This window comes from Actinomadura macrotermitis, from assembly GCF_009604375.1.
Lineage (GTDB): Bacteria > Actinomycetota > Actinomycetes > Streptosporangiales > Streptosporangiaceae > Spirillospora > Spirillospora macrotermitis.
In genome coordinates this window covers 13761-39813 of record NZ_WEGH01000001.1, presented here as the reverse complement: position 1 = coordinate 39813, position 26053 = coordinate 13761, and the positions used below count along the sequence as shown (strand labels likewise).

Annotated in this window: 25 protein-coding genes; 13 read left to right on the top strand and 12 right to left on the bottom strand. The window is 73.5% G+C overall.

What is annotated here, in order from left to right; translation table 11 throughout:
- Positions 1-136: 136 nt before the first annotated feature.
- Positions 137-349: a helix-turn-helix domain-containing protein gene (locus ACRB68_RS00180; RefSeq protein ID WP_328593551.1), complete on the top strand. Its 213-nt coding sequence runs from the start codon at positions 137-139 to the stop codon at positions 347-349.
- Between the two features lie 29 nt (positions 350-378).
- Here ACRB68_RS00180 and ACRB68_RS00175 read toward each other — a convergent pair whose 3' ends face one another.
- The 4 genes from ACRB68_RS00175 to ACRB68_RS00160 all read right to left on the bottom strand — a co-directional run bounded on the left by ACRB68_RS00175 (position 379) and on the right by ACRB68_RS00160 (position 4558).
- The gene (locus tag ACRB68_RS00175) at positions 379-1521 is read right to left on the bottom strand and encodes a DUF2786 domain-containing protein (RefSeq protein ID WP_328593550.1); all 1143 of its coding nucleotides are present in this window, start codon (positions 1519-1521) and stop codon (positions 379-381) included.
- 578 nt (positions 1522-2099) lie between these two features.
- Entirely contained in the window at positions 2100-2366 is a 267-nt protein-coding gene (locus tag ACRB68_RS00170; RefSeq protein WP_153530305.1) for a hypothetical protein, read from the bottom strand.
- A gap of 144 nt (positions 2367-2510) precedes the next feature.
- Entirely contained in the window at positions 2511-3596 is a 1086-nt protein-coding gene (locus ACRB68_RS00165; protein WP_153530304.1) for a winged helix DNA-binding domain-containing protein, read from the bottom strand.
- The gene (locus ACRB68_RS00160) at positions 3593-4558 is read right to left on the bottom strand and encodes a LysR family transcriptional regulator (protein WP_207709539.1); all 966 of its coding nucleotides are present in this window, start codon (positions 4556-4558) and stop codon (positions 3593-3595) included. Before ACRB68_RS00160 ends, ACRB68_RS00165 begins: the two co-directional genes overlap by 4 nt.
- A gap of 138 nt (positions 4559-4696) precedes the next feature.
- Between ACRB68_RS00160 and ACRB68_RS00155 the strand changes: the two genes are divergently transcribed.
- From ACRB68_RS00155 to ACRB68_RS00145, 3 genes are all read left to right on the top strand, one after another.
- Entirely contained in the window at positions 4697-6190 is a 1494-nt protein-coding gene (locus tag ACRB68_RS00155) for an MFS transporter (RefSeq protein WP_153530302.1), read from the top strand.
- 145 nt (positions 6191-6335) lie between these two features.
- On the top strand, positions 6336-6734 hold the full coding sequence (locus ACRB68_RS00150; RefSeq protein WP_153530301.1) for a hypothetical protein: 399 nt from the start codon (positions 6336-6338) through the stop codon (positions 6732-6734).
- Between the two features lie 622 nt (positions 6735-7356).
- Complete coding sequence (locus ACRB68_RS00145) at positions 7357-7938, top strand: RlpA-like double-psi beta-barrel domain-containing protein (RefSeq protein ID WP_153530300.1); 582 nt, start codon at positions 7357-7359, stop codon at positions 7936-7938.
- A gap of 87 nt (positions 7939-8025) precedes the next feature.
- Here the strand turns inward: ACRB68_RS00145 and ACRB68_RS00140 are convergent, their stop codons facing one another.
- Positions 8026-8364, bottom strand: coding sequence for a cupin domain-containing protein (locus ACRB68_RS00140; RefSeq protein ID WP_153530299.1), 339 nt, complete (start codon positions 8362-8364; stop codon positions 8026-8028).
- A gap of 64 nt (positions 8365-8428) precedes the next feature.
- Here ACRB68_RS00140 and ACRB68_RS00135 point away from each other — a divergent pair, with 64 nt between their 5' ends.
- Positions 8429-9847 (top strand): aminotransferase-like domain-containing protein, encoded by a 1419-nt coding sequence (locus tag ACRB68_RS00135; protein ID WP_153530298.1) that lies wholly within the window; start codon positions 8429-8431, stop codon positions 9845-9847.
- 131 nt (positions 9848-9978) lie between these two features.
- A complete protein-coding gene (locus ACRB68_RS00130; protein ID WP_153530297.1) occupies positions 9979-11694 on the top strand; it encodes a GMC oxidoreductase in 1716 nt (571 codons plus the stop codon).
- 4 nt (positions 11695-11698) lie between these two features.
- Here ACRB68_RS00130 and ACRB68_RS00125 read toward each other — a convergent pair whose 3' ends face one another.
- Together ACRB68_RS00125 and ACRB68_RS00120 are read right to left on the bottom strand one after the other, a co-directional pair.
- Positions 11699-12289 carry a hypothetical protein gene (locus ACRB68_RS00125; protein WP_153530296.1) on the bottom strand — a complete coding sequence of 197 codons (591 nt, stop codon included), beginning with the start codon at positions 12287-12289 and terminating at the stop codon, positions 11699-11701.
- A 103-nt stretch (positions 12290-12392) separates the two neighbouring features.
- The gene (locus ACRB68_RS00120; RefSeq protein ID WP_328593549.1) at positions 12393-13460 is read right to left on the bottom strand and encodes a phosphotransferase family protein; all 1068 of its coding nucleotides are present in this window, start codon (positions 13458-13460) and stop codon (positions 12393-12395) included.
- Between the two features lie 298 nt (positions 13461-13758).
- On the opposite strand from ACRB68_RS00120, the gene ACRB68_RS00115 reads away from it, so the two are divergent.
- Together ACRB68_RS00115 and ACRB68_RS00110 are read left to right on the top strand one after the other, a co-directional pair.
- The gene (locus tag ACRB68_RS00115) at positions 13759-15198 is read left to right on the top strand and encodes a hypothetical protein (RefSeq protein ID WP_153530295.1); all 1440 of its coding nucleotides are present in this window, start codon (positions 13759-13761) and stop codon (positions 15196-15198) included.
- Positions 15195-16373, top strand: a complete 1179-nt coding sequence (locus ACRB68_RS00110; RefSeq protein ID WP_153530294.1) for an ARPP-2 domain-containing protein — start codon at positions 15195-15197, stop codon at positions 16371-16373. Before ACRB68_RS00115 ends, ACRB68_RS00110 begins: the two co-directional genes overlap by 4 nt.
- On the opposite strand, the gene ACRB68_RS00105 is transcribed toward ACRB68_RS00110, so the two are convergent.
- From ACRB68_RS00105 to ACRB68_RS00095, 3 genes are all read right to left on the bottom strand, one after another.
- On the bottom strand, positions 16357-17172 hold the full coding sequence (locus ACRB68_RS00105) for a PIG-L family deacetylase (protein WP_153530293.1): 816 nt from the start codon (positions 17170-17172) through the stop codon (positions 16357-16359). The two genes, ACRB68_RS00110 and ACRB68_RS00105, sit on opposite strands and share 17 nt — an antisense overlap.
- A gap of 34 nt (positions 17173-17206) precedes the next feature.
- Entirely contained in the window at positions 17207-18064 is an 858-nt protein-coding gene (locus ACRB68_RS00100; RefSeq protein WP_153530292.1) for a class II glutamine amidotransferase, read from the bottom strand.
- Positions 18065-18129: 65 nt separating this feature from the next.
- Positions 18130-19599, bottom strand: coding sequence for an amino acid permease (locus ACRB68_RS00095; RefSeq protein ID WP_328593548.1), 1470 nt, complete (start codon positions 19597-19599; stop codon positions 18130-18132).
- A gap of 223 nt (positions 19600-19822) precedes the next feature.
- Here ACRB68_RS00095 and ACRB68_RS00090 point away from each other — a divergent pair, with 223 nt between their 5' ends.
- From ACRB68_RS00090 to ACRB68_RS00080, 3 genes are all read left to right on the top strand, one after another.
- Positions 19823-20323 (top strand): HAD domain-containing protein, encoded by a 501-nt coding sequence (locus ACRB68_RS00090; RefSeq protein WP_153530291.1) that lies wholly within the window; start codon positions 19823-19825, stop codon positions 20321-20323.
- An 80-nt stretch (positions 20324-20403) separates the two neighbouring features.
- Positions 20404-21414 carry a methyltransferase gene (locus tag ACRB68_RS00085; protein WP_153530290.1) on the top strand — a complete coding sequence of 337 codons (1011 nt, stop codon included), beginning with the start codon at positions 20404-20406 and terminating at the stop codon, positions 21412-21414.
- Between the two features lie 84 nt (positions 21415-21498).
- Positions 21499-22260, top strand: a complete 762-nt coding sequence (locus tag ACRB68_RS00080; RefSeq protein WP_153530289.1) for an SDR family NAD(P)-dependent oxidoreductase — start codon at positions 21499-21501, stop codon at positions 22258-22260.
- Here ACRB68_RS00080 and ACRB68_RS00075 read toward each other — a convergent pair.
- Entirely contained in the window at positions 22257-22883 is a 627-nt protein-coding gene (locus tag ACRB68_RS00075) for an NUDIX hydrolase (protein WP_153530288.1), read from the bottom strand. The genes ACRB68_RS00080 and ACRB68_RS00075 overlap by 4 nt on opposite strands.
- A 110-nt stretch (positions 22884-22993) precedes the next feature.
- On the opposite strand from ACRB68_RS00075, the gene ACRB68_RS00070 reads away from it, so the two are divergent.
- Together ACRB68_RS00070 and gltX are read left to right on the top strand one after the other, a co-directional pair.
- Positions 22994-23572 (top strand): TIGR03086 family metal-binding protein, encoded by a 579-nt coding sequence (locus ACRB68_RS00070; RefSeq protein ID WP_153530287.1) that lies wholly within the window; start codon positions 22994-22996, stop codon positions 23570-23572.
- A 48-nt stretch (positions 23573-23620) separates the two neighbouring features.
- The gene (gene gltX / locus ACRB68_RS00065; protein ID WP_153530286.1) at positions 23621-25012 is read left to right on the top strand and encodes a glutamate--tRNA ligase; all 1392 of its coding nucleotides are present in this window, start codon (positions 23621-23623) and stop codon (positions 25010-25012) included.
- On the opposite strand, the gene ACRB68_RS00060 is transcribed toward gltX, so the two are convergent.
- Positions 25005-26003: an urease accessory protein UreH domain-containing protein gene (locus ACRB68_RS00060; protein WP_153530285.1), complete on the bottom strand. Its 999-nt coding sequence runs from the start codon at positions 26001-26003 to the stop codon at positions 25005-25007. The two genes, gltX and ACRB68_RS00060, sit on opposite strands and share 8 nt — an antisense overlap.
- Positions 26004-26053 lie beyond the last annotated feature (50 nt).

Genomic DNA, 26053 nt, shown 5'->3' with positions numbered 1-26053 from the left:
AAGACCGACTTCGGCCGATCTTGTGTCGTTTCTCGTGGTAGTGCGGGGGTATTTGCGGGCAATGTGTACGTTGGGTAGATCAACAGCGCTGTGAGCTGCGGCATCGCCGCAGCCCGGCCGACCTCAGGAGGTACACGTGAGCCGCACACTGGCGAGGGGCACCCGGGTGACCGGGGCCGAACGCACCCGGCTGGCCGCGGAGCTCGCACCGCGGTACGCCTCGGGCGAGAGCATCCGGGACCTGGCCGCCGAGACCGGGCGCTCCTACGGCTTCATCTACAACGTGCTGAAGGAGGCGGGGGTCCCGCTGCGCGGCCGCGGCGGCAACACGCGCCGGAAGAAGGACTGAGGGCGTCCCCCTCGCCCCCCGGGGGGACCCTAGGACGGCCCGGCGACCGCCGATCGGCCGTCCAGGCTGGCGAGGTCGGCAGCAGCCCGCCCGGCCGCCCAGCCTTCGCCATTGGAGACCGCCCTGGCCCGGCCCTTGACCAGATTCGGGAACAACGAGTCCACGGCCCGGCTCACGGCCTCGTCGCGCCGCGCCAGCACGGGAAGCAGATCCTTCCCGCCGGCCCCGGCGACGGCGGCTCCCGCGGCCTCCCGCAACCGCTCCCCGACGCGCGCCGCGTAGGCGTTCAGGAACGCGTACCGGAACGACCTGGTCCGCGAGCGCCCGACGGCGTCGCGCCGTGATCCCGCACGCAGCATCGCGGCCATGGCCTGGACGAGCAGCGAGGTGAACAGCATCTCCACCGCGGCCAGATCGGCGGGGAACCCGAGGACGGTGACCAGCCCCAGCTCCCGGTGCCACACGGCCCGGCACCGGTTCGCCTCGGCCACCACCGTCAACAGGACGGCCTTCGGGGCCTCATAGGGGCTGTCCACGGCCAGCCGGCGACCCGATGGAGCGTCGCCGGCGCCCGACCGCGCCGCGAGCAGCGCCCGGTCGATGCTGTGCCGGGACATCAGCTCCTGCGCTCGCGCGCTGAGCGCCTCGGCCTCCTCGGGGAACTCGGTCGACTCCGCCTTGGCCAGCAGTGCCCTGACCTTGCCGAGCATCCGCTGGTCGACGTCGCCGCCGCCAGCGGCCGGCGCCGCGACACCTGGCGGCGGCCCGATCGGGGCCAGCCGGGGGAGCGGCCCGAGCAGGCGCAGCAGATCCACCGCGCAGGCGAGCAGCGCGGTTCGGCCGGAACCACCCCAGGCCCGCGGCTGGTCGCCGTTCCGCCGCGTCCCGACGCCAAGGGCGGCGAGCTGCTCATGCCAGCGGACGTCGAGGGTCGCGTAGGCACGGATCTCGTCGGCGATCGCTTCCAGGAGCAGACGACGGTGCCGCGCGCCGTGCCGGCGGGTGGCGTAGGCGACCAGGTCGGCAGGTTGCCAGCCGCGCTCCCACGCCGCCGTGACCGCCGCCCGCAGCCGGCCCATCGCGACGCGGTCGGCGCCTTCGGGCCATGAGGTCACCAGGCCGGGGGAGCGCAGCTCCGCGTCGATCAGATCGCCGGCCGATCCCTGCTGCACCCGTGCCTCCCCATGGCGGTCACCCTCGTCCTCGGCGCGACCGCCTCCACGGTGACCGCGACCATCCCGGACGTTCCCAGCGTGCATGTTCCCACCGAGGACGCCCGTGCGTGCCCGTCTTCTCGCGCCGGGCGTCACCGCGCACATCCTTGCCATGGATGCCCCATCGTGCCCGGCCTCACCGCAGATGCCGCCACGTGTCCGGTCTCTCCTGGCACGGCTTCACCGCAGATGCACTTGGCGTGGCCGTCGCCACCGCAAGTGCTTCGCTGCGGGTGATCTCGTCATCATGATCGTCTGCGGCGGGATGTCGCGCCGCAGACGATCACACCGTGGGAGTTCTCATCGCAGGTGGCTCCTCGTAGCGTTCCTCGGCGGTCGTTCGCGCTTGGACATGCACCCCAGCGCGCTTGCCGCGTGTGTGCGCCAAGCGCTCTGGCTGCTGCGTTCCTGCCACGGCTGGGCTTGTCGCAGGCGCTCCAGCAGGGGTGCTTCCGCCGCGGGTGTTCGTGCCAGGGGGGCAGTCGCCGGGGATGTTCTCGCCGCGGTGGGTCGCGGATGCGCCCGTCAGGGGCGGGTCAGGCCCGGACTTCGCCGCGTAGTTCGGCGTTCACCACGCTGCGGTACGCGCGGGTGGTGTCGGGCACGTAGGTGAGCCGGGCGAGCGCCCGGCCGCCCTCGTCGCGGATCTCGAAGTGGTAGCCGCCGCCCGGGGACTCGATGTGCGCGGACGCCTGGTCGTGCCGCAGCCGGCACATCGTGTCGACCTTCTCCAGCGCGATCTTCAGGCTGCCGGCGTCACTGATCAGCCTGGCGGGGTCGCTCGTCTCCCAGATCTCGAACATGGTCCGTGTCCTGTCGGCGGTCGGCGGATTTCTCGGCTTCGCGGGCGTCTGAGACAGCTTGCGCTGATTTGGTGGATCTTTCAATCGCTTCAGGTCTCGGATGGATCACCATTCGGAGCCGATCACGCGCGCGCAGTCATGGCCTCAGATCCGCACGGCGAACTCGGCGGCGTCCGGCTCGGCGAAGCGCAGCAGCGCCTCGCCCTCGGCGGTCAGCCCGGCCACCGCCGCGTCCGGGAGCTCCTCGAACGGGTGCAGCCGGAGCGTGGCGACCTTGCGCTTGCGCTCGGTCTCCCAGGTGCCGGCGGCGAACCCGTCCCACAGGAAGGTCGCGCGGACCCGCAGGTTCCTGGTGGTCAGCCCGGGCCGGTGCGCGTCGGAGATGACGCGCCTACGGTCGGCGTGCGCGAGGACGAGGTTGTCGAACTCGGGCAGGAACCGCGGCGGAGCCGGGACGTCGCCGCCCGGACGCGGCGCGTCCGGCAGGTCGAACAGCTCCCGGCCCTTCTCGTCGGCGAAGACCGCGAGTTCGGGTCGCAGCCGCTCCAGCGCCTCGGCCGCCGGAAGCCCCGACCACGCCTGCGCGTCGGCGGCCGTCGCCGGGCCGAACGCGGCGAGGTAGCGCAGCACCAGCGCGTCCACATGGCTCTCGGGGTCCGGGGCCGAGCCGAGCCAGCCGTCGGCCAGGGCGAACTCGGCCGTGCGCGGGAAACCCCAGCGGTCCTGCGTGGGGACCATCACCAGCGGGGTGCACATCCGCACCACGAAGCCGAGCGCGCGCTCGTTGACCTCGGGGAACGCCTCCTGGAGCAGGGCGCGCAGCTCGTTGAAGGTGCGCGGCTTCTCCAGCAGAAGGTCGCGGGCGACGGTCAGCACCCGGTCCCGTTCCAGCCCCTTCGCGCGGTCGCCGAGGGCTTTCAGGCCAGAGTCCAGTACCGGCTGGAGCGCGCTGCGGAGGGCCGTGTAGTCCTCCGCCGTCACCAGGTGCAGTGTGCCGCGCATCATCGTCGCCCGGACGAGCGTCCGGTCGTGCAGCGCGGCGTGCAGGTCAGGGACCGCGAAGTCCGCCAGCCGCGTCCACAGGCCGAGGAAGGGCGGCTTCGGCTCCTGCGCCTGCAGCCCGGCGAGGCGCCGCACGGCGTCGGTGACGGGGACGGCCTCGCGAGCCAGCAGCATCTGGCGCGCCAGCGTCGCCCGGTTGAGGTCGCGAAGGGAGAGGACGTCCGTCATGTGCGCTGTCTGCTTTCCGGATCGGTGGCTAGCGGGGATTGTGCCAGCACGGCCCGCTCTCCGGCGGTCTCGGCCACGATCTCCCGGACCAGGCGGCGCAGCCAGGCGTGCGCGGCGTCGGCGTCGTAGCGGGCGTGCCAGGCGAGCGCGTAGCGCAGCGGCGGCAGTTCCAGCGGGACGGGGAGGGCGATCAGCCCGAGCCGCTCGATCAGCCCGCGGTGCATCCGCCCGGCGGCGAACGCCACCAGATCGGTCTCCATGGCGATCAGCAGGGACGCGGTGACGGTCGGCGCCGACCCGATCGTCCGCCGGGACAGGCCGAGGCCGGCCAGCAGTTCGTCCACCGGCCCGGTGAGCCGGCCGCGCCGGGAGAAGACGAGCTGGGAGGACGCGGCCCAGTCCGAAAGCGTCGCCCGCCCCTCGGCGAGCGGGTGGCCGGGCCGCACCACCGTCACCATCCGGTCCTCCGGCAGCGGCTCGATCCGCGTCTCGGGGGACCGCCGGTCGATCACCCCGAGTTCCAGGTCGACGGTGTCGCGGCGCAGCCGGTGATCGTCCAGGGGCCCCTCGCCGAGGAAGCGCAGGGTGACGCCGGGCGCCTCGCGGGACACCCACTCCAGCAGCCGCCCGCCGATCGTCGCGACGGTGCCCTCCTCTGCCTGCAGGGTGAACGAACCGGTCAGCGAGGCCGGATCGAGCTCCTCGGCCGACGCGAACAGGCCGTGCGCGCGCTGGACGAGCTCGTGCACCTCGGCGCGGATCGCCAGCGCGCGCGGCGTCGGCGCCATGGCCCGGCCCGAGCGCACCAGGACCGGATCGCCGAGGGCTTTGCGGATCCGGCCGAGAGTGCGGCTCATCGCCGGGCCGGACAGGTGCAGCCGGTCGGCGGCGCCGGTGACGCTGCCCTCTTCCAGCAGCGCGTCCAGCGCGACCAGCAGGTTCAGGTCCAGTTTGGATTGCATGGAACGCATTCCTCAGCTGCAAAAGATGCATTTGAAAGCAAGTCATGGCCAGCCTACGTTGAGGGCACGGAGGCGGCGCGCGCGGCCCGGATCCCCCCTCCGCCTTCCTGAAGCCCAGTGGAACGAGGTCGAACCCTCATGACGCTCAACGCTGTCCGTGAACCCGCGACGCCCCGCCCGGGCCCGGCGCCGCGACGCACGATGACGCCGCTGATGTCGGCGTGCGTCGTGCTCGTCGTGGCGATGGTCGCCGCGACCAACCTGGCCGTCCCCAAGCTCGCGGCCGGGAACCTGCACCCCTCGGCGACCGGGCTCCTGTGGATCGTGGACGCCTATGTGCTGACGTTCGGGTGCCTGCTGATCCCCGCGGGCGCCCTCGGCGACCGGTACGGCCGCAAGGGCGTGCTGCTGACGGGCCTGCTGACCTTCGCGGGCGGCTGCCTGCTGTCGGCGGCCGCCCCCGCCGTCCCGGTCATGCTCGCCGGCCGGCTGGTCACCGGCGCCGCCGCCGCGATGATCATGCCGGCCACGCTGTCGCTGCTGCTCCAGGTGACCGAGCCCGCGCGCCGTCCGCAGGCCATCGCCGTCTGGACGGCCGCCACCGGCGTCGCCGGCGCGGTCGGCAACGTCGCCGGGGGCGTGATCCTGCAGTGGCTGCCCTGGCAGGGGCTGTTCCTGACGGGCGCGCCCGCCGCGCTGCTGCTCGCCGCCCTGGTGGCGCGCCTGGCCCCGCGCGGCGAACGCCACGACGCCGCCCTGGACCTGGTCGGCGCGCTCCTGCTCACCCTCGCCCTGTTCGCGCTGCTGTTCGGCATCATCGAGGGGCCGGAGCGGGGCTGGGGCTCGATCCCGGTGCTCGGCGGATTCGCCGGGGCCGCGCTGTTGCTCGCCGCGTTCACCTGGCACGCGCTGCGCGCCGCGCATCCGCTGCTGGACCCGCGGATCTTCGCCGGCGCCCGGCTGCGCGGCGGGGTGCTCGGCGTAACGGCGGCGTTCTTCGGGCTGTTCGCCCTGTTCTTCGTCAACGCCCAGTACCTGCAGTACGCCAAAGGCTGCTCGCCGCTGGTCACCGGGATCGCCATCCTGCCGCTGGTCACCGGGATGGTCCTGGTGTCCAGGAGAAGCGTCGCGCCGGCCCGCCGGTTCGGTGAACGGGCGGTGCTCGCGCCCGGCCTGCTGCTGATCGCCGGTGGCCTCGGCCTGCTCTCCACCGCGGACGCCGGCACGCCCTATCCCCTTTACGCGCTCTTCCTGGTGATCGTGTCGGTGGGCATGGGGCTGTGCGTGCCGACGCTGTCGATCGGGGTGATGGGCGCGCTGCCGCCCGGCCGGGCGGGCCTCGGGTCCGGGCTGAACGGCGCGGCCCGCGAGATCGGCAGCGCCCTCGGCGTGGCGACGCTCGGCACCGTCCTCGGCGCCCGGCTGACCGCCGGGCTGCCGCCCGCCCTCGCCGGGCGCGCGCACTCGGTGGGCGGGGCGCTGGCGGCCGCGGGCGGGGACGCCGCGGCCCGGGCGCAGGTCGTCCGCGCCTTCACCGACGCGATGACGGTCGGTTACCGGGTGGTCGCGCTGATCGTGCTGGTCCTGGCGGCCGGTGCCCTGTCCGGTTTCGGGCCGAAAAACACCGAATAGCGGTGGAACGGGCGATGTGCGGGCCGATGCCGGTGGATCTTTCTTCGAAATGCACGTGCATCGGCTCTTGCACCTGCACGACATCTTTAGCAGGATTGCCGGGACCCCCGCACCTTCCCCGCACGTGAACTCCCCGGAGATCGCGATGACCGCACACCTGAGCGACAGCGACCGACAGGCGCTGCGCCTCGCCCACGACCTCCGCGAAGAACTGCGGCGCGCGCTGCCGCAGCAGGCGGCGGCTCCCTCCGTCTCGCCCTTCGTCGACCCTGCCGGACGGCCCGCCGTCCTCATGCGCATGGACGCCGAGACCGCGCAGGCCCTCATGGCCGTGCTCGGCGGGCACCGCGCCGCGCCGGCAGCCCCGGCTCCGGGGCCGGCGGGCGGCATGATGCCGCCCCCGCCGCGGCCCCCGGTTCCGGGTGGCGGTCCTTACGACTCCGGCCCCCATGTGACGGCCATGCCGCCTATGCCGCATGTCACAGGACCGGTCGGCCACACCGGCCCGCAGTCACTGATCCCCGCTCCGTTCCCCGGGCGCTGACGCCGGAAAGCCCTTTCCTGTAAGGGCTTTCCGGCCTTCGCCGTGCCCTCGCGCCCCCCGCTGACCTGCTGATCGCCGCCGCGTGGACCTTCGTCGTCCACGCGGCTTTGCCATGTCCGGCCCTTGTCCGGCGCCTTGGGTAAAGCCCCGTAACCCTTATGAGATAGGGGTTTCGGGGCCTTCCGCTAAAAAGATCTACCTTTCAAAAGGTAAAGAACGCCGGGATTTGGCATTGTCATGGTAAAAGCGCATACACTCGGCGTCAGGTCCTGGTCAAAGAACCATTGACCGGCCTCCTGTAGAGCCGTCGTGTCCCGCCCGCCAGGCGGGGCCACCTCTCCGCCGAACGCGGCCGACCATGCATCGGCCGCCCCGGGTCGGGCCCTTGAGCCCCCGGTCGGCGTTCATCCCGCTCTGACGCGTTCACGCCATCGGGCGTGCGATCGCCCCTGCGATCCCCGCCCCCCGGACGTGAACGCGATCCGCCCTGCCTAGTGGGCAACCTCCGCGCGGGTTCTGTCACGACGGCCATTCCGAGCGCCCATGCCTCGGAGCCTTTCCGCGGTGCCCGGAGACCTCCGGCTCGGAACGGCAGCCCCTGTTCCCCGAACGAAGGATTTACATGCACAAGCGCGCGATGAACGTCATGCTGACCGCGGCCTCCGGCACCGCCCTGGCCGGGATCATGGTGGCCGGTGTGGCGGCCGCCTCCAGCGAGGACGCTCCCAAGCGCAACATGCCCTCCTACCAGCCCGCTGCGGCCGCCAAGAAGGACGCGGCCCACAAGAAGGCCAAGAAGGCCCCGGCCAAGAAGGCCGCGCTGCTGGCGGGCAAGACCACCGCGTCCTACTTCTGGGACGACGGCTCCGGCGTCAACGGCGACACCGGCGCCCCCGCCGGCGGCAAGCCGATGCAGAAGGGGCTCTTCGCCAGCCCCAGCTGGCCGATGCACACCAAGGTGCGGGTCACCTACAACGGCCGCAGCGTCACCGGCTTCGTCGGCGACCGCGGCCCGGGCGAGCCGTCGCACCGCGGTGTGATGCTGGACCTGGACACCTACACCTTCCGTTACCTGCTCGACGGCAAGAAGCCGGCCAGCAAGTACAACGCCGGGGGCGGCGAGGGCCACCTCCAGGGCGTGAAGTGGGAGGTCCTCCAGTGGGGCTCGGGCGCCGGCAAGCGCGGCAACCCCGCCCCCTTCTAAAGATGACCTTCTGAGTTCGACCCCGTGAAGAGGGGCGTTCCGGCAGCGGCCGGAACGCCCCTCTTCGCGTTCTCCGCCGGGCGCCGCTCAGTTTCCGTACTGCGCGGTCTCGGGCTTCTCGATCAGCAGGACGTGCGCGGTCCGCTCGGCCACCGGCCGGTGCCGGACGCCGCGCGGCACGACGAACAGTTCGCCCGCCTCCAGCGTGACGTCGTCCAGGCCCTCCAGTTCGATGCGGACCGAGCCGTCCCAGCACAGGAACAGCTCGTCCTCGTCGTGGTGGTGCCAGGGGAACTCGCCCTCCAGGCGGGCGGCGCGGACGACGGTGTCGTTCGGGAACGCCAGGTCACGGGGCTGCCAGGGGCCGGGCAGCGCGGCGATGGTCTCGGTGACCGACACCTTGCCGGTCGCGTTGCGGGTCGTCATGCGGTCGATCTTGCTCCGGGCCCGGAGCCGGGCACAGAGCCAATCGGGCAGAATTGGTCCGCATATGGAGCCAATCGAACTGGCCGAGCGGATCGGCCGCTGGTCGTCCGGGCGCGGCCCGCTGTACGTGCTGCTCGCCGCCCGGCTGCGCCGCATGATCGACGACGGTGAGCTGCCGCCCGGCCTGCGGCTGCCGCCCGACCGGGCGCTCGCCGCCGCGCTCGCGGTCGGCCGGGGTACCGTCGTGGCCGCCTACGCCCTGCTGGGCGACGAGGGGCGGATCGTCCGCCGCCAGGGCAGCGGCACCCGCGTCGCCGGGACGGCCGCCGCCGGGCCGGGCGTCACCGGCGCGCCGGTGTTCCTGCACCTGATGGAGCCGATCGACGATGTGATCATGCTCGCCTGCGCGGCCCCCGGCGCCCCGCCGCCCGAGCTCGCCGCGGCCTACGCGCGCGTGGCGCCGGCGCTCGCCGGGATCAGCGGCGACATCGGCTACCACCCGGCCGGCCACCCCGCGCTGCGCCGCGCGGTCGCCGACCGCTACACCCGGCGCGGCGCGCCGACCGATCCGGACCAGATCGTCGTCACCAACGGCGGGCAGCAGGCGCTGTCGCTGCTGGCCCGCGCGTTCGTCCGGCCGGGGGAGCGGGTGCTGGTGGAGGCGCCGACCTATCCGGGCGCGCTGGAGGCGTTCCACGAGGAGTCGGCCAAGCTGGTCGGGCTGCCGCGCGGGCTGGAGGGGTTCGCGGCCGCGGTCCGCGAGCACCGGCCCGTGCTGGCCTACGCGGTGCCCTCCTTCCACAACCCGACCGGTGCCGTCATGCCGCCGCTCGCCCGGCGGCGCCTCGCCGAGACGGCCGCCGCGGCCGGGGTGCCGCTGATCGACGACGAGGTCCTGGCCGACCTCGGCTTCCCCGGCGAGGACGTCCCGCCGCCGCTGGCCCGCTACAGCGACCGGGTCGTCTCGGTCGGCTCGCTCAGCAAGCTGGCCTGGGGCGGCCTGCGGATCGGCTGGGTGCGCGCGCCGCTCCCGCTCGCCGCGCGGCTGGCCCGGCTGCGCGTCGTCCACGACCTCGGCGGCGACGTGCCCGCCCAGCTCGCCGCGGCCGAACTGGTGCCCCAGGTGGACGGCCTGCGCCGGCGGCTGGGGGAGCGGCGGGCCTGCCACGACCATCTGCGCGCCGAACTGGCCCGGCACCTGCCGGACTGGGAGGCGCCGCCGGTCCGCGGCGGGAACACCCTGTGGGTGCGGCTGCCGCACGGCGACGGCGCCTCGTTCGCGCAGGCGGCCCTGCGGCACGGCGTCGCCGTCATCGCCGGCGGCGGCCTGGACGTGACCGGCGGCAGCACCGACCGGCTGCGCCTGCACTTCCTCGCGCCGCCCGAACGGCTCACCGAGGCCGTCCGCCGCCTGGCCGAGGCGTGGCGGGCCTACGACCGGCCCGCCCGCCCCGTCGCCGCGCGCCCGCCCATGGCCGTCTGACCTGCGGGTTCGCGCGCCGTTGTGAACCGGATGACAATCGGTGTGCGTAAGTGCTCGCTTGAACGCATTGCCCGCTCCGAGGGCTTGCGCCCATCGTCGGTTCCCCGCGGCGGTGAGGTGGAGGTGGCCGGATGGCCGGTAGCGAGGCCCACGACTTCGATGTGATCGTGGTCGGTTCGGGATTCGGCGGAAGCGTCTCGGCGCTCCGCCTGGCGGAGAAGGGGTACCGGGTCGCGGTACTGGAGGCCGGGCGGCGGTTCACCGAGGAGACCCTGCCGAAGACCTCGTGGCGGTTGCGCAAGTACGTCTGGGCGCCGCGCCTCGGCCTGCGCGGCATCCAGCGGATCCACCTGGTACGCGGCAAGGCGGGCGTGCTGGTGCTCGCGGGCGCGGGCGTCGGCGGCGGGTCCCTCGTCTACGCCAACACCCTGTACGTGCCACCGCGCCCGTTCTTCACCGACCGGCAGTGGGGCCACATCACCGACTGGCAGGACGAGCTGGCCCCGTTCTACGCCCAGGCCAAGCGGATGCTCGGCGTCACCGTCAACCCGCTGGTCACCCCGGCCGACGAGGCGATGAAGAAGGTCGCCGACCGGATGGGCGTCGGCGACACCTACCACGCCACCCCGGTCGGGGTCTTCTTCGGCGACGGCTCGCGCGGCACCGACACCGAGGACCCGTTCTTCGGCGGCGCCGGGCCGCGGCGCACGACGTGCACCGCCTGCGGCTCCTGCATGATCGGCTGCAAGGTCGGCGCGAAGAACACCCTCACCAAGAACTACCTCTACCTGGCCGAGCAGGCCGGGGTGCAGGTGATCCCCGACACCACCGTCACCGGGCTCACGCCCCGCGCGGACGGCGGCTACGACGTCGACACCGTCCGCCCCGGGGCCTGGCTGCGCCGCCGCCGGCGCCGGTTCAGCGCCGGGCAGGTCGTGCTGGCCGCCGGGACCTACGGCACCCAGCAGCTGCTGCACGACATGCGCGAATCGGGCCGCCTGGACCGGCTCTCGCCGCGTCTCGGCGAGCTGACCCGCACCAACTCCGAGGCGCTGCTCGGCGTGGAGCGGATGACCGGCTGGCACCGCAAGGGCGACGTGGACCACAGCACCGGCCTCGCCATCACCTCCTCCTTCCACCCCGACGAGAAGACCCACATCGAGCCGACCCGCTACGGCGCCGGCAACAACACGATGGGCATGATCCGCACCCTGCTCATCGACGGCGGCGGCGCGCCCCGGTGGGCCAAGTTCCTGGTGGAGTCGGCCAAGCACCCCACGATCATCCTGCGCGGGCTGTCGCTGCGCGACTGGGCCAAGCGCACCGTCATCGCGCTGGTCATGCAGACCGCCGACAACTCCATCACGGTGCGCCGCAAGCGCGGCCTGTTCGGCAAGCGGCTGACCGCCGCGCCGGGCGAGGGCGAGCCGAACCCGACCTGGATCCCGGTCGCGCACGACGCGGTGCGGATGCTCGCCGAGGAGCTGGACGCCACGCCCGGCGGCACCTGGTTCGACCTGTTCGACATCCCGACCACCGCGCACTTCCTCGGCGGCTGCGTGATCGGCGACTCCCCGCGGACCGGCGTCATCGACCCCTACCACCGCGTGTACGGGCACCCCGGCCTGCACATCGTGGACGGCTCGGCGGTCACCGCCAACCTCGGCGTCAACCCGTCGCTGACCATCACCGCGCAGGCCGAGCGCGCCATGTCGTTCTGGCCGAACCTCGGCGAGCCGGACGCCCGGCCCGCGCTCGGCGAGGCCTACCAGCGGCTGCAGCCGGTCGCGCCGAAGGCCCCGGCCGTCCCGGCGAACGCCCCGGCGGCGCTGCGGCTGCTGCCGTAGCCGGTCAGCCGTCGAGGCTGCCGCGGCCCTCGCCCGCCGCCTGCCAGGTCAGGGTGAGGGCGCCGCAGCCGCCGCAGGCGGCCTGGGCGTCGCGCAGCAGGGCCGGCCGGTCCAGGCGCGGCCGGCCCTCATCGATCTCCAGGACGTACGGCCCGTCCTGCAGGTAGCCGGCGGCCTGCCACGCCTGGCTGGTCTGCGCCCTGACGTAGGCGCGCGCCTGCGCGGCGCCGCGGAAGGTGAGGAAGAGCGCCTGCGGCTCGTCGTCGGGCGCGGCCGCACCCTCGTCCTGGAGGCAGTGGTAGCGGCGGACCGAGCGGGCCCCGGCCAGGGACGGGTCGCCGAGCGGGCCGCGGCCGTTCAGCCAGGTGCCGTGATCGCATCCGGCGTCCGGCCCGATCCGCCGCGCGGTGAGCGTCCCGGCGAGCGGGTAGGCCAGCGGGCGCCGCGCCTGTGCGGGGTCGTGGTGCGCGGCCGCCGGGCGCCGGCCGGACGCGCCGGCCTCCACCCCGAAGCCGGACAGGGCGAGCAGCAGCGCCGCGCCCGCGGCCACGCACGCCTGCGCCGCCCTGCGAAGCCGTACCGCCCTGCCGTCCATCACTGCCCTTCCACGCACCCGCGGCGCGACGTCCTTAGATGATGGCGTCACGGGTGCCCCGGCACATCCGGGAAATCCCGTAGAGATGCGGGACGGGGCAGGGTCAGGCGGCGATGAAGGCGAGGGCGCGCTGGAACAGGCCGAGGGTGATGGTGTGCAGCAGGTCGCCGGTCTCCTTCGGCGCCTTGCCCGCGCAGGCGCGGGCGTGCGTGCCCTCCAGCACGATGCCGAGCTTGAAACAGGCGAGCACCGCGTACCAGTCGATCGCCGACAGGTCGCGGCCCGCGACGGCCTCGGGCCGCTCGGCGTAGGCGCGGACGAGGTCGCCGGCGGGCGGCAGGTTCCCGGCGGTGCCGAGCGGCCCGGCGAGCATCGAGCTCTCGGCGTCCTCGCCCGGCCAGGTGGCCAGCAGCCAGCCGAGGTCGAGCAGGGGGTCGCCGATCGTGCACATCTCCCAGTCGACGATCGCGGCGACCTGCGGGCCGTCGAAGGAGTACATCAGGTTGGCCAGGTGGTAGTCGCCGTGCATGACGCCGGGCCGCCAGGTCGCCGGGCGGTTGTCCTCCAGCCAGCCCGCGACCTTGTCCAGGCCCGGGATATCGGGGCCGGGGTAGCCCTCCAGGGCGTTGTAGGACTCCAGTTCGGACGTCCAGCGGCCGACCTGCCGCTCCAGGAACCCCTCGGGCTTGCCGAAGTCGGCCAGCCCGGCGGCCTCGTGGTCGACCGCGCCGAGCGCCGACAGCGCGGTGGCGGCGTGCAGGCCCATCGAGCGGCGCAGCACCGGGTCGGAGGCGTGCGGCTCGGGCAGGGTGACCGTGGCGTTGAAGCCGTTGATGGGGGTCATCAGGTAGAACACCGCGCCGTGCATGACCTCCTCGTCGGGGCAGGCGGCGATGATCCGCGGCGCGGGCACGTCGGTGCCGTCCAGCGCGGCGAGCACCCGGGCCTCGCGGCGCAGCACGTCGTTGGTGCGGGTGCGCAGGTGCCGCGGGCCGCGCCGCAGCACGTAGTCGACGCCGCCGCGGCGGAAGCGGACCAGCACGTTCTGGGTGCCGCCGGCGAGCGGCGCGACGTCCTCGAACGGGCCACCGGGCAGGCCCTCCCGGTCCATCCACGCGGTGAGCGCGTCGAAGTCCACGAGCGCCGGGTCGATCGATGCGGGCTGCGGCACGGCGGGTCCCCCCTCAGATACAGGTCTGTTCCGGACAGTAACAGTGCGGTGGCCGCGTCAAATACTCAGGTGGGGGAACCTGCCCGGGAAGCCGCCACGGGCGGCAGGCGCGAGGGGACCGGCCGCCGTGGAACGCCCGATAATCGGAGGAAACGCGACGATCACCGGTGCTACCGTGCGAGAGCCGGCCGCGGGACTTCGGCGCGACTTCCGGAACCCGCCTGTAATGCGATGATTCGCCGTTCGCGTTCACCTCTCCCCGGCCGGCACCTTACTTCCCTCCGACCGCTGGACCGAGATGACCGAGACGTTCGCGGACCTCATCGCCTGCGAGGACGTGCTGATGTTCGTCAACGCCGCGATCACCAGCACGGGCCAGCGCGAGTTCCACCACTACTACGGCGACCAGCGCCTGTCCCTGGAGTTCCTGCACGAGTACATGCGGGAGAACTACCGGGAGCTGTACGCGGCGGCGCTCGCGCTGAACATCAACGACCACAACGCGGCTATGATCATCAGCGGGCTGCTGCGGCACGCCGCCGACGTCCCGCTGCACCGCCGCCGCGCCGAGGGCGCGCTGATCGCCCGCCGTCTGGAGCTGCTCCCGCAGCACCGGGTGTACCGGCTGTTCCGCGACCTGCGCCGCGCCAAGGTCAACAACCGGCGCACCCGCGCGATCATGCGCCAGTGGCACGCCGCGCGCCGCGACCAGGCGTTCGACGCCGTCAAGTACCGCAGCGCGGTGAAGGCCGCCGTGCGGCACGCCCACATCCCCCTCGACGACGAGCTCGGCGACTTCCTGTTCCGCCCGATGAGCCGGAAGGACTTCGAGACCCCGATCTTCGAGACGTGGCGGCGCGCCCACTACGAGCATGCCTCGATCTACGAGCTGCCCTACACCGTCGCCGAGGGCTTCGCCGCCAAGCACGGCGTCCCCCGCGAGGTGTTCCTGGAGCGCATCGAGCCGCGGATGACCCGGCTGGAGCGGCTGCGCCTCCAGGAGAGCGCCCGCGTGATGAAGAAGGTCACCTCGGTCAACGAGCGCGCCGACCTCGCCGGGGCCGGGCTGACCCGGCTCGCCTCCTACGTCCTCGGCCTGTCCCTGGACGACCGCGCCGCGCGCCGCGCCGAGCTGACCGGCGCGCTGCGCACCGCCGCGCTCCGGCTGGCGGGCGCGTCGGCGGGCCGGTGGGGGAAGGTCACCGCCGTCCTGGACGACAGCCACTCCAGCTACGGGTCCGGGCAGAAGCGCCGCCGCCCCCTGGCGGTCGCGCTCGCTTCCAGCTACCTGCTGGAGGCGCTCGCCGCGCCCGGCGGCTACACCCCGCTGTGGGTCTCCGGCCGCGCCGACGAGCTGCTGCTGTACCCCTACGGGCCGACGCCGCTCGGCGAGCGCGTGCTGGACGCGCTGGACACCGCCCCCGACCGCCTGATCATCATCTCGGACGGCTGGGACAACGCCCCGCGCGGCCTCGCCGCGGACGTGCTGCGCCTCTGGCGGACCCGCCTGGATCCCGGCCGCACCGTGGCGATCACCCATCTGAACCCGGTCTACGACGCCGACGACTTCGACGTGCGGCGCCTCGCGCCGACCGTGCCGACCGCCGGCATCCGCGACGCCGAGGACCTCACCGCCCTGGTCGAGCTGGCCCGCTTCGCCGAGGGCCGGGTCGGCCTGTCCGAGCTGCGCGCCCATCTGGACGAGCAGACCGCCCGCTTCCTGGAGGCCCCGCGATGACGCCGTTCCGGCTGGACGGGCTGACCACCGGTCCCGCGCAGACCTGGGGCTCGGTCCGCCTGGTCCCGCTGCTGCGCGACGAGCCGGTCCCGGGCCTGCGGCTGCACCGCAAGGTCTACGACGCCGACTACACGATCGTGGACATCGGCGACGGGTCGGCCTACGTCTCCTACATCCCGCATGCCTTCGTGGCGACATGGTCGGGCGACCAGCTGCCCGCCGCGTCCTACGGCACCCGCCTGATCGGCCTGGAGGACGAGCAGCCGGAGCCGCCGCCGCGCGTGCCGGTGCGGACCGCGCGCCGCATGGCCCGCCGGACGGCCAAGGACCGGCTGCGCTTCCTGCCGCTGCACCTGGCCGTCGAGGGCTACCTCGCGCTGCACTTCGGCGGGCCCGAGATCGTGTGGGAGGAGTGGTCGCGGCGGGCCGTCGCGCACGGCCTGTCGCCGCGCTGCGAGGAGGCCTACCTCGGCTTTCAGGTGCGCGGGCTGGAGGACGCGCTGCGGATCTTCGAGATCCATCCGGGGCAGTGCGGCGTGCTCGTCTACGTCGCCGACGCCCTGGCCAGCGCGTTCGTCGTCCCGCACCCCGACGACTACCGGGCGCTGCACGCCACGCTGCTGGAGGACCTGTTCGGGGAGCTGATCTACCAGCACGGGCTACTGGGCGCGCCGGCCGCCGACCTGTCGGGCCGGATCGACGACGCCTCCGTGCGGTCCCTGGCCGACCTGCGCGCGCAGGCGGCCCGGCTGAGCCGCGAATGGGCCGACTTCCACGACGAGGTCATGGCGGCAGGGCTGTTCGCGGGGGAGCGGTCGCACCAGACCGTCCAGTATCTGGAGGACTTCGAGCTGGTCCGCGGGCTGCCCTCGTTCGAGCTCCGGCAGGAGAACCACATCACCGAGGCCATCGTCGGCGCGGACGCCCGGGTCGCCTATCTCAAGAGCTTCCGCCTGTCGGACGCCCAGGTGCGGCGCGGATACCTGCTCACGCGCCTCGCCGCGCACGACTGGCATATCGGCGACACCGCCGCCTCGCTCGGGATGGAGGCGGCGGCGTTCGGGCTGCGGATGGAGCGCGCGGGCTTCGAATTCCTGCTGCGGCAGGACGTCCTGGACCACTACCGGGCGCAGGCCCGGCGCGGCACCGCGGAGCGGCCTACCGCAGCCCGGTGAACAGGTCGTCCTCGTGGTCGGGGACGTCGACCTGGCTGAAGACGCGGGTGAAGTTCTCGGTGGAGAACACGACGTTCTGCACCTCCTCGGGCAGCTGGAGCAGGAAGATGCTCTCGCCCTGGCTGGCGTGCGCCAGCAGCGCCTTGCGCTTGCGGTCGGCGTAGGAGGCGACGTCCACCACGGCGTGGATCTTGTCGTCGGAGACGCCGAAGTCGTCGGGCAGCTCGAAGCCGCCGACGTCCATGCCGGCCTCCTTGGCATGCTCGAACAGCCGCTCGATGCCGCTGCGCGCCACCGCGGTGTAGTAGAACTTGCGCGCGATGCCCGTCCGCTCGACGGCGGCGGCCGCGATCCGGTGCGCCTGGATGTGGTCGGGGTGCCCGTACCCGCCGTTCTCGTCGTAGGTCACCACGACCTGCGGCCGGTACCGCTCGATCAGCTCGGCGAGGCGGGCGGCGGCGTCGTCCACCGGCACGTTGGCGAACGCCTCGGGGTCGTCGTTGCCCTCCCAGCCGTCCATGCCGGAGTCGCGGTAGCCGAGCAGCTCGACGGTCTCGATGCCGAGCAGCCCCGCCGACTCGCGCAGCTCGGCCAGCCGGCGCCGGGCCACGCCCTGCGCGTCGTGCCCGGGCTCGCCGGGCTTGATCCCGCCGTGGTCGTCGCCCTGCTCGCCGTTGGTACAGGTCACCAGGACCGTGCGGACGCCCTCCGCGGCGCAGCGGGCGAACAGGCCGCCGGTGCCGAGGACCTCGTCGTCGGGGTGGGCGTGCACGGCCATCAGGGTCAGGGGTGTCTCCATTGGGCTCACTTTACGTGCCGGGACCGACGGTCGTTCAGACCTGCGAGGTGGCCTCGGCCAGGGACAGGTCGGCGGTGGTGAGGGGGTGCGCGGGCGCCTCGAAGGGGAACAGCGAGACCGCCTCCAGCCCGTCGACGACGAGCAGCTCGCCCGGCGCGAGCAGCCGCCAGTCGGGGTCGTCGTCCATCGGCTCGCTGGCGATCACCCAGGCGGGCACGTGGTCGCCGTCGGCGCACGCCACGTCCAGGCTGCCGGGCTCGTGCCCGGCCCCCAGGTGCCGGATGCCGCGCCCGCCGAGGTCGGGCGAGAGCACCCACAGCTCGTTCGGGTCGGGGTAGCGCAGCGCCCACAGCCGGCGCGGCTCGGCGAGCAGCAGGTTCAGCGCGTAGACCGGCAGTTCGGCGGCGATCCGGCGGACCGCCGCGACCAGGCCCGCGGTGGTGTCGCCGCCGTGCCGGCGGATCTCGGCGGTGATGTAGGCGAACACCAGCTCGGAGTCGGTCTGGCCCTCCATCAGCGCGCGGTCCACGTCGCTCAGCCAGGAGTCCAGCACGTCCAGGCCCTGCACGACGCCGTTGTGCGCGAACAGCCGGTCGTTCATGTCGAAGGGGTGGGAGTTGTGCACGTCGACCGCGCCGGTCGAGGCGTACCGCACGTGCGACACGAAGGTGTGCGACACCACGTTGCGGGCCTCGGAGTCGAAGTCGCCGTTCTCGAACGCCGCGACGGGCGCGCGGTCGCGGACCGGCTCGTCGCCGAGGGAGAACCAGCCGAGGCCGGTGCCGTCGGGCATCCGGTGGCTCTGCGAGCGCAGGCTCTGCGGCGCGTCCAGCAGCCAGAAGGTGGCGCGTACACGGGGCCCGCCGGTGGTCATCCCGAAGAGTCGGCACATCCCCCCACCATGGCAAACGCGCCGGGGGCGCGTCAGCCCCCGGCGCGTCACGGAACGCTCCGGTTTCAGTCGAGCGTGCCCGCCGCCGGGCCGTCGGGCCCGGCCTGCTGGACGGCCCGCACCCGCCGCCGCACGCAGAACCAGCCGACGACCAGCGCGAGGAGGATCGCCGGGACGGCCAGCACGGTCTTGTGGCCCTCGCCGTCGTAGTCGAACCACATCAGCACGACCACCGCGCCGAGGAACAGCAGCGTGGCGATCTCCGAGTAGGGCGACAGCGGCAGCCGGTACTTCGGCCGGGCGAGCACGCCCTCCTTGCTGCGGCGGACGAACAGCAGGTGCGAGAGCATGATCATGGTCCAGGTGCCGAGGATGCCGATCGCGGCCAGGTTCAGCACGATCTCGAACGCCTTGTCGGGCACCACGGCGTTCAGCCCGACGCCGAACACGCAGACCAGCGAGGTCAGCAGGATCCCGCCGTAGGGGACCTGGGTGCGGCTCATCCGGGTGGTGAACCTCGGCGCCGACCCGGCCGAGCCGAGCGAGCGCAGGATGCGGCCGGTGGAGTACAGCCCCGAGTTCAGGCTGGACAGCGCGGCGGTGAGCACGATCAGGTTCATCACGTCGCCCGCGGCGGGCACGCCGAGCCCTGACAGCACGGTGACGAAGGGGCTCTCGCCCTCCTTGTAGGCCGTCCACGGCAGCAGCATGGTGAGCAGCACGACCGAGCCGACGTAGAAGACCAGGATCCGGTAGACGATCGAGTTGATGGCCTTCGGCATGACCCGCTCGGGGTCGGCGGTCTCGCCGGCCGCGACGCCGACCAGCTCGGTGGAGGCGTAGGCGAACACCACGCCCTGCACGACCAGCAGCATCGGCAGCGCGCCGTGCGGGAAGATCCCGCCGTGCTCGAACATCAGCATCGGGCTCGGCGTCCCGCCGCCGACGCGGTGGCCGGTGACCAGCAGGAAGATCCCGACGCACATGAACGCCACCAGCGCGCCGACCTTGACGATGGAGAACCAGAACTCCAGCTCGCCGAAGATCTTCACCGAGATCAGGTTGACCGCCAGCACCACCGCCAGCGCGATCAGCGCCAGCGTCCACTGCGGGATGTCGGTGAACATCTTCCAGTAGTGGACGTACAGCGCGATCGCGGTGATGTCCACGATCCCGGTCGTCGACCAGTTGAGGAAGTGCATCCAGCCGGCGACGTAGGCGCCCTTCTCGCCCATGAACTCGCGCGAGTAGGACACGAACGAGCCCGAGGACGGCCGGTGCAGGACCAGTTCGCCGAGGGCCCGCACCACCAGGAAGGCGAACAGGCCGCACACCGCGTAGGCGATCGCCAGGGACGGGCCCGCCTTGGCCAGGCGCCCGCCGGCGCCGAGGAACAGGCCGGTGCCGATGGCCCCGCCGATGGCGATCATGTTGACGTGCCGGGACTTCAGGGACTTGGCGTACCCCTGGTCGCCGGTGTCGACATGGGCGGATCCGGCCGGCGGCGTCGCCGTCCTGAGCTGCTCTTCGCTCACGCCTCGTTACCGCCTCTCTACGGTTCGTTCGGGTCAAGAGCCGATGCAGTTTCGGTCATCTATCCCAAAGGTGTCAAAACGCTGCCCAGAAACATCTCTTTGTAACGCCGGTGTTCTTTGTCACCTCGAGTTGCGCAGGTAACGGGCGGGAAAGGCGCAGGCCCGGCCGCCCGACGGACGCTGGGTCTTCTGCGGGGCCTCTTCATGACGTACCGTCCGCTTCATGGGGTCGCCGCTGGTACTGCTCGACGTCGACGGCGTGCTCAATCCGTTCGAGCGCCCGCACCGCGGTTTCCAGCGCCACCGTTGTTCGCCCAACGGCGTCACCTACAAGCTCTGGCTGAACCCCGGACACGGCCGCCTGCTGCTCGACCTGGCCGAGGCCGCCGGCGCCGAGATCGCCTGGGCCAGCTACTGGTGCGACAGCGCCAACGAGTGGATCGCGCCGCGCGTCGGGCTGCCCGAGCTGCCGTTCGTGCCGATCCCGGGGTTCCCCGGCATCGAGCAGGGCCGCACCCTCGGCGCGTGGAAGGCCCGGCACGTGGCCGCCTGGACCGGCGGGCGGCCGTTCGTCTGGTTCGAGGACGAGCCCGACGCCACCGAGTGCATCGCCGCCGAGCCCGGCGTCGGCGAGCACCTGCTGGTGGCCGTGGACCCGCTGGAGGGGCTCACCGAACGGCACATCGAGCGCGCCGCGGACTGGTTCGCCGCGCTCGGCCGCTGACCCGCCCGCCGGTTCCCATTCGTCCAAGACCGCCGCCCCGCCCGGCTCCTAGCGTCGCCTCAGGACGAAAGGAGCCGACCATGGCGCAATCGCCACTGCTGGACATGACCTATGGCTACATGCCCGCCCAGATCGTCTACACGGCGGCCGAGCTGGGGCTGGCCGACGCGTTCGGCGACGGCGCGCACACCAGCGCCGACCTCGCCGAGCGGACCGGCGCGCACGAGCCGTCCCTGCGCCGCCTGCTGGGCGCGCTGACGACCCTCGGCGCCGCCGAGCAGCGCGGGCCCGGCCTGTTCGCGCTCACCGCGGAAGGGCGGCGGCTGCGCGCCGACCACCCCCGGTCGATCCGGGCGCTGATCCTGCTGTTCGCCGGCCCCGAGATGTGGCGCACCTGGGGCGAGCTGCCCGCCACGCTGCGGACCGGCGAGACCGCCTGGCAGAAGGTGACCGGCACGACCTCGTTCGAGTTCTTCGACCAGAACCCCGAACTCGGCGCCACCTTCCACCGGGCGATGGCCGAGCACACCCGGGAGGTGGCGCCGGAGGTCGCGCGGGCCGTCGATTTCGGGCGGTTCGGCACGGTCGCCGACCTCGGCGGCGGCGAGGGCATCCTGCTGGCGGAGATCCTGCGGTCCGCACCGGAGACCCGCGGCGTGCTGTTCGACCTGCCCGCCGGCCTCAAGACGGCCGACCGGGTGCTGGCCGAGGCGGGCGTCGCCGGCCGCTGCGAGATCGTGCCCGGCGACTTCTTCGAGTCCGTCCCCGGCGGCGCCGACGCCTACGTCATGAAGAGCGTGATCCACGACTGGGACGACGAGCGGGCCGCGGCGATCCTGCGCGCCTGCCGGGCCGCCATGGCGCCGGACGCGCGGCTGCTGCTCGTGGAGACCGTCCTGCCCGAGGTGGTCGCCCCCGCGGACCGCGGGCACGTCATGAGCGACATCAACATGCTGCTGGCCACCGGCGGCCGGGAGCGCTCCGAGCAGGAGTTCGCCGAACTGCTCACCGGCGCCGGATTCGCCCTCGCCGGGATGACCGGCCCCTTGCCGCCGTCCGGCTACCGGGTGATCGAGGCGACGCCCCGCTGATCTTCGTCAGGGGGTACTTACCGGCGGGGCGGGGCGCGCGGCAGGATGATCGGGCACCGCACAACCCTCACCAAGGAGTGTCCGATGAGTTCTCTCGCGGGTCGTCTCGCCCTCGTGACCGGCGGCGGCCGGGGGATCGGCCGGGCCGTCGCGCGCGGCCTGGCCGCCGACGGCGCCGAGGTCGCCATCGCCTACCGCCGCGACGAGGAGGCCGCCCGCAAGACCGTCGCCGACATCGCGGCCGCGGGCGGCCGGGCGCACGCCTATCAGGCGTCGGTGGACGACCTGGAGCAGTGCCGCGCGCTCGCCGCCCGCATCGGCGGCGAGCACGGCCGGCTGGACATCCTCGTGCACAGCGCCGGGATCGCCAGCCGCGGGCAGAGCGTCGCCGATACCGATCCGGGCGAGCTCGCCCGCGTCCTCGGTGTACACGCCTTCGGGCCGCACCAGCTCACCCAGGCGCTGCTGCCGCTGCTGCGGCGGGCCGGACGCGGCGACATCGTGTTCGTGTCCAGCGTGATCACCGACATGTACCCGCCGTTCAGCGCCCCCTACGCGATGGGCAAGGCCGCGATGGAGGCGCTCGCGCACACCCTGGCCAAGGAGGAGCGCGGCAACGGCCTGCACGTCAACATCGTCGCGCCCGGCGTGGTCGACACCGACATGGGACGGCGCCTGGTGCGCGCCACCCTCGGCGTGGACGACATCCGGCAGCAGGACGCGGCGTCCCCCTACGGGCACGTGTGCTCACCCGAGGAGGTCGCCGACGTGGTGCGCTTCCTGGTCTCGGACGCTGCCTCCTACGTCACCGACCAGCGGATCGTCATCGACGGCGGCACGTTCTAGCTACGGGTCCAGTCCGGCTGCAGGAAATCGGCCACCCGCACGTGCCGGCCGAGCAGCACGACCTCGCGGAACTGCCACAGCATGGCGCCGGTCGGGGCGTGCACGACCCAGTCCGGGCGGAGGCGCATCTGCAGCAGGCGGCCGCCGTCCAGCTGCGGCACCCAGCGCGGCGTGTCGTCGTCGGCGAGGCGCCGCAGCGTCACGCGGTGCACCGAGTGGACCTCGTCGGGGCTCGGGCGCAGCGGCCCCGGCGCGGCCAGGGCCACCACGACCGGGGTGATCGAGAACCCGGACGAGGCGGGGAAGTCGTCGAGCCCGCCGAGCACCTCGGCGGGCCCGGCGCGCAGCCCGAGCTCCTCCTCCAGCTCGCGCAGCGCGGCCTGCTCAGGGGACTCGCCGGGGTCCGCGCGTCCGCCCGGCAGCCCCCACTGGCCCGCGTTGCGCCCCCGGTACGCCCGCCTGATCAAGGTCACCGAGAGCTCGCCCTCGTGCCCGGTCACGCAGATCACCACGCCCGCCCGGCGCGTCCCGGGGGAGTCGGCGATCCGGGCGCGGGGGAACGCCGCCAGCCGGGCGGCGGCGAGCTCGCGGAAGGCGGGCAGGTCCCGCAGCGGGTCGGTCATGTGCCGCATCCTCTCAGGAGCCGCCCGCGTCGCGTTTCTTCAAGAACGGGGGCGGCCTCTCCCCATAAGATCGAAAACACATTCGAGCCGACGCCCGCTGGAGGGAGATCATGGAACTCAGGGAGCTGATGCCGCAGGCCGCCGACGCCGCGGCGCGCATCGTGCGCAGCGTGCCGAGCGACGCCCTGGACGGGCCGACGCCCTGCCCCGACTGGGACGTGCGCGCCCTGGTCAACCACCTGGTCTACTGGACCGGCCGCGGTGAGGGCGCCGCCCGCAAGCGGCACCCCGCCGGACCGGGGCAGGACCACGACTTCACCGCGGACGCCGGCTGGGCCGAGGACTTCGCCGCGCAGGCCCGGCGCACCGCCGAGGCGTGGGCCGACCCGGCCGCCTGGACGGGCGACACCAGCCTGTCGGGCACCGGGCCGGGCATGCCCGCCGCCGTCATCGGCGGGATGATCTTCGGTGAGTGGATCACGCACGGCTGGGACCTGGCCGTCGCCACCCGGCAGCCGCACGACTTCGCGCCCGAGCTCGTCCAGGCCGCCTACGACGCGCTCGCCCCCATCGCCGCGATGGCCCGCGAGTACGGCGCCTTCGGGCCCGAGGTGCCCGTCCCGGCGGACGCCCCGCTGCTGGACCGGCTGCTCGGCCTGTCGGGACGCGATCCGCACCGGGCGGCCTGAGGGTTTAATCCGGTACAAGCGGGGGGCGGGGCGCTCTACGCTTGGAACATGTCTTCCACGTCTTCGATCCGAGTACGATTCGCGCCGTCCCCCACCGGCATGTTCCACGTCGGCGGCGCCCGGTCCGCCCTGTTCAACTGGGTGATGGCCAAGCAGTCGGGCGGCACGCTCGTGCTGCGGATCGAGGACACCGACGCCTCGCGCAACAGCCCCGAGTGGACCGAGGGCATCATCCGCGCCCTCGCCTGGCTCGGCATGGACGGCGGGGAGTACGAGGGCCCCTACTTCCAGTCCGCCAACGCCGGCAAGCACGCCGAGGCCGCCGCCACCCTGCGCGAGCAGGGCCGCGCCTACTACTGCGACTGCACCCGCGACGCCGTGATCGCCCGCACCGGCGACCAGCACAAGGGCTACGACGGCTTCTGCCGCGACCGCGGCCTGGAGGCCGGGCCCGGCCGCGCGCTGCGCTTCCGCACCCCCGACGAGGGCCAGACCATCGTGGTCGACCTGCTGCGCGGCAAGCCGGCCTTCGAGAACGCGGTGCTGGAGGACTTCGTCATCGCCCGCGCCGACGGCTCGGTGACGTTCCTGCTGGCCAACGCGGTCGACGACATGAGCCAGGGCATCACCCACGTGGTGCGCGGCGAGGAGCACCTGTCCAACGCGCCGAAGCAGCAGCTGCTGTGGGAGGCCCTCGGCGGCACCCCGCCGGTCTGGGCGCACGTCCCGGTGATCGTCAACGAGAAGCGGCAGAAGCTGTCCAAGCGCCGCGACAAGGTCGCGCTGGAGGACTACCGCGCCGAGGGCTACCTGGCCGAGGCGATGCGCAACTACCTGATGCTGCTCGGCTGGGCGCCCTCGGGCGACCGCGAGATCGTGCCGTGGGAGGACATGGTCGCGGAGTTCCGGATCGAGGACGTCAACTCCTCGCCCGCGTTCTTCGACGTCAAGAAGCTGCGCGCGATCAACGGCGACTACATCCGGGCGCTGCCGGCCGCCAAGTTCGTCGCCGAGTGCCTGCCGTTCCTGGAGCAGGCGCCCTTCGAGGTCGACATGGTGGTGTTCGACCGCCTCGCGCCGCTCGCCCAGACCCGCGTCGCGCTGCTGTCGGAGATCGTGGACATGATCGACTTCGCCTTCCTGGACGAGCCGGTCGCCGACGAGCAGTCCTGGAACAAGGCCATGAAGGAGGGCGCGGCCGACATCCTGGCCGCCACCGAGGAGGCCTACCGCGACGCCCCGTGGGAGACCGAGGAGCTGAAGACCCGGCTGGAGGCCGTCGGCGCCGAGCGCGGCCTGAAGCTCGGCAAGACCCAGGCCCCGGTCCGCGTCGCGACCACCGGCCGCACCGTGGGCCTGCCGCTGTTCGAGTCGCTGGAGATCCTCGGCCGCGAGCGCACCCTGGCCCGCCTCGCCGCCGCCCGCGCCCGCCTCACCTGAAAGTGATCGCCCCGGGGTAGTGGCCGGACGCGCACACGAAGCGCAGCCGGCCCGGCCCCGGGGCGCCGAGGTCGATCCGGGTCACCCCGTCGGCGGGCAGCACCACGTCCAGGTTCCGGGCGGGGACGGTGAACGCCCGGGTGTGGCCGCGCGTCCCGCGGGTGCGCAGCTCCAGCACCGTGTGCCGGCCCGCGCGCGCCTCGACGAGCGACGGCCGGTAGCCCTGGTCCAGGGCCCACACGGTCACGACCTGGGTGCCCGCGGAGTCGGTCCGCACGAACCGGGCCGCGTCCGCCGACGCCGAGCCGCTCCCGTCGGGGAGCCAGCCGCCGAGGCGCAGACCCGACAGCAGCGTCCAGGCCGACACCGCCAGCAGCGCGACGCCGAGCAGGGCCGTCAGCCGGCCGCGCAGCAGCGCCATCGTCCGCCCGAGGGCGACGCCGGCCAGGGCCGACAGCGGCGCGGTGCCGAGGACGAACCCCGTCATGACGGCGGCGCCGCCGAGCGGCGACCGGGACGTCACCGCCAGCAGCTCCGCCGACAGCGTCAGCCCGCACGGCACCAGCACCGTCGCCGCGCCCAGCACGGCGGGACGGCGGACGCGCGGCGGCGCACGGTCCGGCCGAAGATCCGGCGCGGGGGCCGGTGCGCAGTGCGGGGCGCCATCGGCGCCGCGGCGCAGCAGCCGGCGCGCGGGGCGCAGCCCCAGCAGATCCAGCGCGAACAGGGCCAGGACCACCGCGGCCAGGGCGAGCAGCACGCCGCGCGCCCGGGGGCCCGGCTGCACGGCGCCGCCGGTCAGCCCGAGCACCGCGCCGAGGGCGGCGTGCACGGCGAGCCTGGCCGACAGGAACGCCGCGACCGGCGCCCCCGGGCGGGACGCGCCCCGCACCGCCCCGGTGAGCAGGCCCAGCTGCACGGCCGCGCACGACGTGGCCCCGGCCAGCAATCCGGCGCCGGCACCGGCGGCCAGCAGCCCGGCGGCGTCCATGGCCCCACCTCCGCAGCGAGACCGTTTCCGGCCACGCCGGACGCCAAGCG

Excerpts from the sequence above, each read along its gene's own strand:
- ACRB68_RS00155 (WP_153530302.1), top strand. The coding sequence starts at position 4,697 with ATGACGCTCAACGCTGTCCGTGAACCCGCGACGCCCCGCCCGGGCCCG.
- ACRB68_RS00130 (WP_153530297.1), top strand. The coding sequence starts at position 9,979 with ATGGCCGGTAGCGAGGCCCACGACTTCGATGTGATCGTGGTCGGTTCG.
- ACRB68_RS00075 (WP_153530288.1), bottom strand. The coding sequence starts at position 22,883 with ATGACCGACCCGCTGCGGGACCTGCCCGCCTTCCGCGAGCTCGCCGCC.
- ACRB68_RS00105 (WP_153530293.1), bottom strand. The coding sequence starts at position 17,172 with ATGGAGACACCCCTGACCCTGATGGCCGTGCACGCCCACCCCGACGAC.
- ACRB68_RS00165 (WP_153530304.1), bottom strand. The coding sequence starts at position 3,596 with ATGACGGACGTCCTCTCCCTTCGCGACCTCAACCGGGCGACGCTGGCG.
- ACRB68_RS00085 (WP_153530290.1), top strand. The coding sequence starts at position 20,404 with ATGGCGCAATCGCCACTGCTGGACATGACCTATGGCTACATGCCCGCC.
- ACRB68_RS00140 (WP_153530299.1), bottom strand. The coding sequence starts at position 8,364 with ATGACGACCCGCAACGCGACCGGCAAGGTGTCGGTCACCGAGACCATC.
- ACRB68_RS00125 (WP_153530296.1), bottom strand. The coding sequence starts at position 12,289 with ATGGACGGCAGGGCGGTACGGCTTCGCAGGGCGGCGCAGGCGTGCGTG.
- ACRB68_RS00060 (WP_153530285.1), bottom strand. The coding sequence starts at position 26,003 with ATGGACGCCGCCGGGCTGCTGGCCGCCGGTGCCGGCGCCGGATTGCTG.
- ACRB68_RS00170 (WP_153530305.1), bottom strand. The coding sequence starts at position 2,366 with ATGTTCGAGATCTGGGAGACGAGCGACCCCGCCAGGCTGATCAGTGAC.
- ACRB68_RS00135 (WP_153530298.1), top strand. The coding sequence starts at position 8,429 with ATGGAGCCAATCGAACTGGCCGAGCGGATCGGCCGCTGGTCGTCCGGG.
- ACRB68_RS00150 (WP_153530301.1), top strand. The coding sequence starts at position 6,336 with ATGACCGCACACCTGAGCGACAGCGACCGACAGGCGCTGCGCCTCGCC.
- ACRB68_RS00145 (WP_153530300.1), top strand. The coding sequence starts at position 7,357 with ATGCACAAGCGCGCGATGAACGTCATGCTGACCGCGGCCTCCGGCACC.
- ACRB68_RS00115 (WP_153530295.1), top strand. The coding sequence starts at position 13,759 with ATGACCGAGACGTTCGCGGACCTCATCGCCTGCGAGGACGTGCTGATG.
- ACRB68_RS00110 (WP_153530294.1), top strand. The coding sequence starts at position 15,195 with ATGACGCCGTTCCGGCTGGACGGGCTGACCACCGGTCCCGCGCAGACC.
- ACRB68_RS00070 (WP_153530287.1), top strand. The coding sequence starts at position 22,994 with ATGGAACTCAGGGAGCTGATGCCGCAGGCCGCCGACGCCGCGGCGCGC.
- gltX (WP_153530286.1), top strand. The coding sequence starts at position 23,621 with ATGTCTTCCACGTCTTCGATCCGAGTACGATTCGCGCCGTCCCCCACC.
- ACRB68_RS00080 (WP_153530289.1), top strand. The coding sequence starts at position 21,499 with ATGAGTTCTCTCGCGGGTCGTCTCGCCCTCGTGACCGGCGGCGGCCGG.
- ACRB68_RS00090 (WP_153530291.1), top strand. The coding sequence starts at position 19,823 with ATGGGGTCGCCGCTGGTACTGCTCGACGTCGACGGCGTGCTCAATCCG.
- ACRB68_RS00160 (WP_207709539.1), bottom strand. The coding sequence starts at position 4,558 with ATGCAATCCAAACTGGACCTGAACCTGCTGGTCGCGCTGGACGCGCTG.
- ACRB68_RS00100 (WP_153530292.1), bottom strand. The coding sequence starts at position 18,064 with ATGTGCCGACTCTTCGGGATGACCACCGGCGGGCCCCGTGTACGCGCC.